Here is a 9386-nt window from a genome sequence, read left to right as displayed (position 1 = left end):
CATGAGCAAGGAAGTATTTGCATTGAGCGCCGTCCGGTCGCCGGTCGGCAGTTTTGGCGGATCGTTGGGCGGACTGGCGCCGGAAGAACTGGGCAGCCTGGTGGCGAAGGAAGCCTTCGCGCGGGCCGGTGTCGATCCGAAACAGGCGAGCTACGCCGTTGTCGGCAACGTCATCCCGTGTGGCTTCAGCTTCCCGTACGTGCCGCGTCGGGTGACGATCGGCGCCGGCATGGCGATGGAATCGACGGTGATGGCCTGTAACCGGCTGTGCGGCTCGGCGATGCAGGCGATCATCAACGTGTCGCAGAACATCCTGCTCGGCGACGCCGAGATCGGGCTGGGCGGCGGCGTCGAAGTGATGTCGGCCGGCGGCTACCTGTCGACGGCGATGCGCAGCGGCGCACGCATGGGCGACACGACGATGGTCGACATGATGGTGGCGGTGCTGACCGACCCGTTCGGGGCCGGCCACATGGGTATGACAGCCGAGAATCAGGCGGCCAAGTGGGGCATCAGCCGCGAGGAGCAGGATGCCTTCGCGCTGGAATCGCAGGTACGCGCGGCCAAGGCGATTGCCGAAGGGCGTTTCAAGTCGCAGATCGTGCCGGTGACGCTGAAGACGCGCAAGGGCGAAGTGGTGTTCGACACCGACGAGCATCCGCGGGCGACGACGCTGGAAGCGCTGGCGAAAATGAAGCCGGCATTCAAGAAGGACGGCTCGGTGACGGCGGGCAATGCTTCCGGGATCAACGACGGGGCGGCATTTCTGGTGTTGGCGGGCGACGCGGCTGCAGGCCGGAGCGGGCAGAAGCCGTTGGCGCGACTGGTGTCGTACGCGGTGTCGGGGGTTGAAGCGAGTCTCATGGGCGACGGGCCGATTCCGTCGACGCAGGCGGCGTTGAAGCGTGCCGGTCTGACGCTCGACCAGATCGACGTGATCGAAGCGAACGAAGCGTTTGCGGCGCAGGCGATCGCGGTGGGCAAGGGTCTGGGCCTCGATCCGGTGAAGACGAACCCGAACGGCGGCGCGATTGCGCTGGGCCACCCGGTCGGCGCGACCGGCGCGGTGATCGTCACCAAGCTTCTGCACGAGATGCAGCGCGTCAATGCGCGCTACGGCCTGGCCACCATGTGCATTGGCGGCGGCCAGGGCATCACCACGATTTGGGAACGTTGCTGAGAGAAGATGGGCTGGCAATAATTATTTCGGAATACTGCGTTGAATCGCCCGCTTTTGCGGGCGATTTTTTTTGCCCGGACAGTACCGATGAGTCTATTTTTTACAATTGTTATATTTGTACAAAAAATGTAAAAAATGCACGTCATAAACCATGCATGTGCGCATAAACCAGGATTGGATGGATTGTGTTGTACGGTTTGTGTGCTCTTATTTCCTGTCTGAAATAACGACGTTTGTCGAAATGTGTGAAATTTTTAGAAGAAAAATGAGTAATAAATCACACTGACTTTTGTGCCTTTGTCGTAGTGTCCTCGCGTGAAACGACGGAGGTGACTGTGAAACGTCGAAAAGCCGCATTGCCAATTCTCCTTCGCGTAATGATAAGCGCTCTGCGTTGCGCCGCGATGGTTGTGTCGCTGACGCGCAAACCTTGGTCCGCGAAGGCGGCCGCATGGGGCATGGGCGTAATGTTGGCTGCCACCTGTGCTCAGGCGACAGATGTGACGGTGCTGAATCTGGCGCATATCTATCCCCCCAGTCATCCAACGGCAAAAGCCTTGTCGCTTTTCTCGGATCTGGTCGGTTCGCGAAGCCAGGGTCGCCTGCGGGTGAAAGTGTATGAGGATGCCGAGGCAGGTAACCAGTCCGCCATCTTCCAGAGTCTGCGCAACGGAACTTTGGACCTTTCAGTGCTGAGCCAGGGGGTTATCACAGAGGTCGTGCCCGAAGCGGCAGCTTTTGGTTTGCCATTCCTGTTTGGTTCGAAAGAAAAGGCTTGGCGCGTTCTCGAAGGTGAGAGCGGTCGCCGGTTCGTGGATAAACTTGCGAATCAGGGATTTGTTGCGCTGAGTTACTGGGACATCGAGGTGCGTCATTTGACCAATTCCGTGCGCCCGGTACGCAAGCCTGCTGATGTCGCTGGCTTGCGTATACGCATCCCCCCTGATCCGCTTGCCATTGACGTATTTACTGCGCTCGATGCTGAAGTTCGGATACTGAATTTTTCGGATCTCTACGAGGCTTTGCGGCTCCGAGTCGTCGATGGACAGGAGAATCCGGTGCTCAATGTAGCAGCGATGAAGTTCTACGAAGTGCAAAAATACTTGTCTCTGATCGGTCAGAAATATTCCATTTTTGTATTTCTGATGACGAAGTCGGCACGCGATCGTTTATCGGTAACAGGTCGGGGCATCGTTGAGCAGGCAGCACAAGAGGCGGCGCGATATCACCGGACATTGGTTGCCAGTGAGGAAGTCAATGCCTTGAAGACGATCGTTGCCCATGGCGTGAAGGTCGACCGGGTTGATCATGCCTCGTTTGTCGCGGCGACGTCGAAAATATATGAAAAATGGCTTGAAAGCGGGATCGGAGATTTCGTTCGTCTTCTGATCAACGAGGCAAGGAGTTCTCCATGAAGATCAGAAATGTGCTCGTGAACGGCTTTGGTGCGGCCCTTGTCGCCGTGATTGCGGTGGTGGTGCTGTCGTTTGCGATGCTGTCTCAATTGACCGCGCAGTGGCGTGATGCATCGACCGTTGCCAACAAACGCTATGAAATTATGTTGAAGGCCTCGCTGCAGTTGGGGTATGCGGCCCTGTATTTCAACAATTACGTTCTTGAAGGCGGCAATGACGCGCGTCGGTTTAACAGTGAAATGCTTGAGTTGTCGGCGTTGCTGGACGCCTATGCCGAGAGCGGTGTCATCGACGAATTCGAACAAGGTTTGCTGGCAAACGCCCGAGACTGCATCGCACAGTACAGAAATGATATTCGCAAGATCATTCAGCTGCGCGAATCGGGGGTTCCCAGTGCGGGGCTTAAACTGGCGGTACAGGGGGAGGCCGACAAGCGGTTGGCACTCATCATCCGGAGACTAACGGATATCAATGGTCAGCGGACAGGCATTGCCGCTGAAAAAATCGATCGTCAGTTTGACTTGAGTCGCCTGGGCTTGCTGCTGGCCGCACTTGTTGCCGCAGGATCTATCCTTGCTGTCGGCATTCTCACTTCGCGGATGATCGTGCGAAACGACAAGGAACGCATGCTCGCGATTGGTTCCCTGCAAGTGGAGGTCGGCGAACGGCGAAAGGCCGAAGCTGAACTCGACGGGTACCGGGAACATCTGGAACAACTGGTTCAGGATCGCACTGCCGAACTCGAAGAAGCGCGTGTGGTTGCCGATGCCGCCAATATGGCCAAATCCGATTTTCTCGCCAATATGAGTCATGAAATCCGGACGCCGATGAATGGCATCATCGGACTCACGCAATTGGCGCTGGATACGCACCTGAACGGGCAGCAGCGCGATTATCTTGACAAAGTGCTGACGTCGTCGCGCGCGCTCTTGAGCCTGCTCAACGATATCCTCGACTATTCAAAGATTGAGGCCAGTCGTATAGAACTTGAAGCGACGGATTTTATGCTCGAGGAAGTTTTGTTGGCGACGAGCGATCTGTTTTCCTTCCGAGCCGACGAAAAAGGGCTGGAGCTCTTCATTGACATGGATCCGGATGCTCCCCGCTGGGTCGTTGGGGATCCGTTGAGACTCAGTCAAGTGATCAACAATCTGGTCGGAAATGCCGTCAAGTTTACGCAACGTGGCGAGGTTCACCTTAAGGTCGATATCGCCGAGAGAACGCGGGAAACGGTTTTTCTACGCTTCTCAGTTCGGGATACTGGGATAGGGATCGCCGCGGAAGACGCCAAGAAGCTATTCCAGCCGTTTGTTCAGGCCGATACGACAGTTACCCGGAAATTTGGAGGAACCGGCCTGGGTTTGGCAATCAGCAAGCGTCTTGTGGAATTGATGGGAGGGCAGATTGCAGTCTCCAGCGCCCCCGGCGTTGGCAGCACTTTTTCCTTTACGGTTCGCTTGGGGGTGTTGTCGTCGATTGAGACCGAGCGACAGTCGGAGAGACGTCTTCAAGATTTGATGCCGAAACGGACGCTGGTCGTTGACGATCAGGAAACGTCGCTGATCATCATGCGAACCTTGCTGGAAAAGTGGAATTTCCCTGTGACGACGGCACCGTCTGGCGAAGAGGGGTTCCGGCTATTTTGTGAAGCACGGGAGCGAGGCGTCCCATTTGATCTCGTTCTGCTTGATTGGCGGATGCCCGGTATGGATGGCATCGAGCTTGCCAACTCGATCGATACGACTTCCAGCAGGGATCAAGGAGGGAGGCCGCCTACGGTGATCATGGTGACGGCCTACAGTCGTGACGAGTGGAAAGCGGAAAGTGGCGAACTGAATGTGGATGCCGTTCTGAATAAGCCAGTGACACCTTCAGTGTTGTTTGACGCCCTGCTCAGCATGCAGCACGAGGATAGTCTGCCGCGTATTCAGGTAGAGGAGTCTGCTGGACTCAAGGGGTTTGGTCTTGATGCCGTTCGTGGCGCGTCGATTCTTCTCGTTGAGGACAATGAAATCAACCAGCAGGTCGCACGAGAATTTCTCGAGAAAAACGGTTTGCAAGTCACCGTTGCAAGTGACGGACAGCAGGCCGTTGACCGGGTTGCACACGGGTCTTTCGATCTGGTCCTAATGGATTTGCATATGCCGGTCATGGATGGCTTTGAGGCGACACAGCGAATCCGCACCTTGCCCCAAGGTGTGAAATTGCCTGTTATTGCGATGACGGCTGCAGCAATGGCTCAAGATCGCAGGGATAGCCTGAATGCGGGAATGAATGATCACATCGCGAAACCCGTAGAGCCCAAGAATCTTGCAGAAACCCTGCTGAAGTGGCTCTCAACGATGAGTCAAGTACATGGGGGGGCGGCCAAAATAGCGCTGGATGAGCCGTCAAATCAGGGGGATGAGGCGGAAATCGAAGCTATCGAACATCACTTGCCAGGTATCTCGGTCAGATTCGGATTGGCCAGGATCATGGGGAATCTCGCTTTGTACAAGCGTCTCCTGCAGTCTTTCTCCGAGCGGCATTCTGGCACATCAGCCAAACTGAGAGCACTACATGTCGCCAATGACATCGAGGCGATATTTCTGGAAGCTCATAACCTGAAGGGTGAAGCCGCGAATCTCGGGATTGATGCGGTTCGTGCGGCGGCAGACCATCTTGGGTGTCGGATCAAGGCGGGTGATTCCGTTTTGGCACTTCATCGATTATTGGACGATCTTGCACAGCAAGTGGAGAAAATCGTCGAATTGCTGGGGGCTGGGGTGTTCGCGGCAGAAGATGCTGGTCAAGACGATGACGAGAAGGCGAAGATTATTCCTCTTAGCATCGCCCAGGCTGAGGCACAACTCGAAATATTGCGTGACTTGCTGCGATCACGAAATCTTGCCGCGCGGCGGGTTGTGAGCGAACTGGAAACCTCCTTCCGAGGCAATCCTGGTCTGCAGGAGATACGTGAAATTGCCGATGCCATACGGGAGTTGCATTATGAAACGGCGTTGTCGCTGCTGGATGAGCTGTTTTTAATACCGCCGTGGGGGTCGGGAGCATGAAGGACAATAGTCGTTCGCGTATCCTGATTATCGATGACTCACCCGGCGTCATAGAGTTTTTGGACGGGGTTCTGAGTCCAGATTACGATCTGAGCTTTGCAACGAGCGGCATCGAGGGCGTAGCGCTGGCGCAGAGCTATCCGGCGGATATCATCCTGCTGGACGTCATGATGCCTGAGCTTGATGGCTACGACGTTTGTCGTCAACTGCGTGAACTGCGGATGACGCGTGATACGCCGATTGTGTTTCTTACCAGTTTGGCGAGTCCGCACGATGAAGAGTTCGGGTTGTCTTTGGGCGCCGACGATTTCATCGCCAAGCCGATCTCACCACCGGTGTTGCGTGCGCGTGTCAAGAATCATCTCCTGTTTGCGCAATCGCAGCGTGCCCTGAAACGTCAAAACGAAGAATTGGAGATCCTCGTATTCGAGCGAACCAAAGAGGTGATGCGGCGGGATCACAAGCTCATCGCGGCCCAGACTTCTATCATCACGGCATTTTGTGCGCTTGCCGAGGCGCGTGATCACGAAACCGGAAACCATATTCAGAGAACGCAGAATTACGTCAAGATTCTAGCCGAGAGGTTGCGTTGGAATCGCAGGTTCAGCGCCGTTCTCAATGACGATTACATCAATGTTCTGTACAAATCGGCACCGCTTCATGATGTTGGGAAGGTGTCTGTTCCGGACGCGATTCTACTCAAGCCGGGCGGTTTGCTACCGGCCGAGTGGGAAATCATGCAACGTCATTGCGCCGCGGGAAGTCGGGCGATCGCGAGGGCGGCTCAGGATTATGGCGAGGCCGAAGATAGTTTTTTCGAGGTCGCTGCAGAAATCGCGATGTTCCACCACGAACGCTGGGATGGAAGCGGGTATCCGCAAGGGCTGGCAGGTGATGAAATTCCGGTCAGCGCACGATTAATGGCGGTTGCCGATGTTTACGATGCGTTGATTTCTCCTCGTATTTACAAGAGGGCGTTTTCCCAGGACAAGGCTATCGAGTTGATGGTCGAACAACGGGGACGACATTTTGATCCGGATATTCTCGACGCGATGCTGGAAATCTCAGATCGGTTCAGTGATATCGCGCGGCATTTCTCAGATCCATTGGAACGAGAGCATTCGCCTCATCAGGAGCGTGTCGCAATTTAGGCCTGTTCAATGCTAAAGGCATTGTCAAATTTAAGTCGAGGCGCTTAACAACGAGTTTCTTTTTAGATAATTGACGCATGCATCCTATCAATTTACTGGATATGCGTACCCTGCTGATGGGGAACGTCGTCAGTTCATTCGTTTGTTTCGGCGTACTGCTGATGCTATGGCAATACAACCGAGCGCGCTTTCCGGAAACAGTCTATTGGCTCAGGACAATGTATCTGGAGAGTATCGCGTTGGCTTCGATCGTTGCGCGCGGAGTTGTCCCGGACGTCATATCCTATATGGGTAGTAGTGTGTTACTGATTTTAGGGGCCCTTCAGTTTTATGAAGGATTGAGTCGGTACGTGGGGAGGGTTATATCGCAGCTCTATCACTTGAGTGCACTAACTATTTTTCTGGCGATCCAGAGTTATGTGACGTATGGATATGAAGAGCCAAATATTATGCTCCGGAATATTAACGTTTCCGCCTTTTTCGCACTCATATGTGCGCAGTGCGCTTGGGTCATGTTGTACCGGGTCCCCGCTGATCGTTATCCCGGAACGGCTCCGGTCGGGTGGCTGATGAGTCTTTATTGCTTGCTCAACTGCGGCAAGATTATTTCCTATGCATTTTTGCCGGTACCTAACGACTATTTCAAAGCGGGGTATTACGACGCATTTTCACTGCTTGTCTATCAATTTCTATTGTTCGCACTGACCTCCAGCTTGGTGCTAATGGTTAATCGCCGCCTGCACACGGCGCTGGAGGCTGATATAGAACGAACCCGTTGTTCGGAGGCGGCGGCTCGGGTCAGTGAAGCCCGTCTGGTTCGTGCTGAATTGGCGTCACGTGCGGGGAATTGGGAGTTGCACCTCGACACGAATAGGGTGCTTGGCTCCGAGGGTGCCGCGCGCATCTATGGCATTGCCGTCGCACAGATGGATTATGACGGTCTCAAGAAATTTCCGCTTCCCGAGTATCGCGAAATGCTTGATCGGGCAATGATCCGGTTGATAAGGCAGCAAGTGCCGTTTGACATGGAATTCAAAATCCGCGCAGTCGATAGCGGGCAAGTCAAGGACGTGCGTTCCCTGGCGACTTTTGACGCGGCACATCGCGTCGTTTTCGGTACTGTCCAGGATATCAGCGATCGAAAAGCGATCGAGAATCAGCTGGAGCGATTGGCTCAGATTGATACGTTGACCGGCACTTACACGCGTCGCCAGTTCATGGCACTGGCCGAGCGGGAACTGGCGCGCGCCATCCGCTACTCCAGTATGACATCGGTCATGATGGTTGATGTTGATAAGTTCAAGGGGGTCAATGACTCGTTTGGTCACCAGATGGGCGACCGTGTTCTTCGTGAACTAGGCCAGTTGTTCGCTACCGCACTGCGCGAAACCGATTTCGTCGGTCGCCTTGGCGGGGAGGAGTTCGCCGTATTCTTGCCGGAAACTGATTTGCCCTTGGCGGTTGAGGTGGCTGAGCGGTTGCGGAAAGCAGTGGAGCAACTTGTCTTGCCATTGGAGGGAGGGGAAGTGTTGAATGTTACGGTGTCGATCGGTGTGGCGCCATTTTCAGGTGTCGTGGCGAATATCGATTCGCCGCTCGCAGATGCCGATAAGGCTTTATATGAGGCGAAGCGGAGCGGTCGCAATCGCATTTGCCAGTTTGGAGACAGGACGCTGGCAGTTGCCTGAGTGTGGCTTAGCGTCGGATTGAAACGGTCGCAACAGCGGACAAGATGAGTGCCGCAGCAATGAGTTCCTGCGCTCCGATGGGCTCGCCGAGGATGAGCATACCGCTGATGACGCCGATCAGCGGTGTCGCTAGCGATGATAATGAAGAGACGGACACCGGGACCATCAGCACGATCTTGTTCCATGCCCAGTAACAGAACATGAAGGCGATGATCGTGTTGTAAGCGACGCCCGCGGCCGGCCAGAAACTCGGAACAGAAAGACGGGCTGTCTCAAGCGGCAGGGCGGCAATGAGCAGAGGAATCCCGCCGAGAAGCATTGTCCAGCCGGTTAGGGCCGTTGTTGGCATAGGGACCTGCCGGCGTTTGAACAGCACGATGCCGAAGGCCCAACTCCAGGCTGCCGCCAACATGCAGGCGATACCTGCCGGTGCTTCGAGAAATCCGGAAATACTTCCGCCCATCAGAGCGACGATGCCGGAAAGTCCGAGGATAAGTGCTGCCACGCGTCGGAAGTTCAGCCGCTCGCCGAGGATCAGTACCGAGAGGATGGCGCCCCACACCGGCATGGTGAATCCGAGCAGGGCGGCGCGGCCCGAAGGGAGCAGGGATACGCCATAGATGGCGAAGACGTTCCAGCCGACGATATTGAACAGGGACAACTGCGCGACGGCTTTGAATTGTCCGGGGGGAATGGCGATCGAGTATCCGCTTGCTCGGGCTATGCCAATCAAGCCGCCGCCGCCCAGGATCAGGCTGATGGCACGAAAGTAAAGCGGCGGCACTTCCGACAGAACAATTTTCATGATCGGCCAGTTGAGCCCCCATCCAAGCGCAAGCGCTGCAAGCAGCATGAATCCGGCCGGCGGAAGTCTGTCGTGATGCGAGGGGGCGTTCATC

Annotated in this window: 6 protein-coding genes; 5 read left to right on the top strand and 1 reads right to left on the bottom strand. The window is 55.4% G+C overall.

Translation table 11 applies throughout. From position 1 onward, the window contains the following. Position 1 precedes the first annotated feature (1 nt). The 5 genes from bktB (at position 2) to BLR25_RS21505 (ending at position 8487) form a co-directional block, all read left to right on the top strand. Positions 2-1180: a beta-ketothiolase BktB gene (gene bktB, locus BLR25_RS06405; protein ID WP_091935494.1), complete on the top strand. Its 1179-nt coding sequence runs from the start codon at positions 2-4 to the stop codon at positions 1178-1180. Positions 1181-1515: 335 nt separating this feature from the next. Then, positions 1516-2595 carry a TRAP transporter substrate-binding protein gene (locus BLR25_RS06400; protein WP_143009779.1) on the top strand — a complete coding sequence of 360 codons (1080 nt, stop codon included), beginning with the start codon at positions 1516-1518 and terminating at the stop codon, positions 2593-2595. After that, the gene (locus BLR25_RS06395; RefSeq protein ID WP_091935486.1) at positions 2592-5648 is read left to right on the top strand and encodes a hybrid sensor histidine kinase/response regulator; all 3057 of its coding nucleotides are present in this window, start codon (positions 2592-2594) and stop codon (positions 5646-5648) included. The genes BLR25_RS06400 and BLR25_RS06395 overlap by 4 nt, the downstream gene beginning before the upstream one ends. Beyond that, entirely contained in the window at positions 5645-6799 is a 1155-nt protein-coding gene (locus BLR25_RS06390; RefSeq protein ID WP_091935483.1) for an HD domain-containing phosphohydrolase, read from the top strand. Before BLR25_RS06395 ends, BLR25_RS06390 begins: the two co-directional genes overlap by 4 nt. Before the next feature lie 77 nt (positions 6800-6876). Next, the gene (locus BLR25_RS21505; RefSeq protein ID WP_091935480.1) at positions 6877-8487 is read left to right on the top strand and encodes a sensor domain-containing diguanylate cyclase; all 1611 of its coding nucleotides are present in this window, start codon (positions 6877-6879) and stop codon (positions 8485-8487) included. A gap of 7 nt (positions 8488-8494) precedes the next feature. Here the strand turns inward: BLR25_RS21505 and BLR25_RS06380 are convergent, their stop codons facing one another. Next, positions 8495-9340, bottom strand: a complete 846-nt coding sequence (locus BLR25_RS06380) for a DMT family transporter (protein WP_245715487.1) — start codon at positions 9338-9340, stop codon at positions 8495-8497. Between the last annotated feature and the right edge of the window lie 46 nt (positions 9341-9386).

The organism is Propionivibrio dicarboxylicus, assembly GCF_900099695.1.
GTDB lineage: Bacteria > Pseudomonadota > Gammaproteobacteria > Burkholderiales > Rhodocyclaceae > Propionivibrio > Propionivibrio dicarboxylicus.
This window is presented reverse-complemented; position numbering and strand designations above follow the sequence as displayed.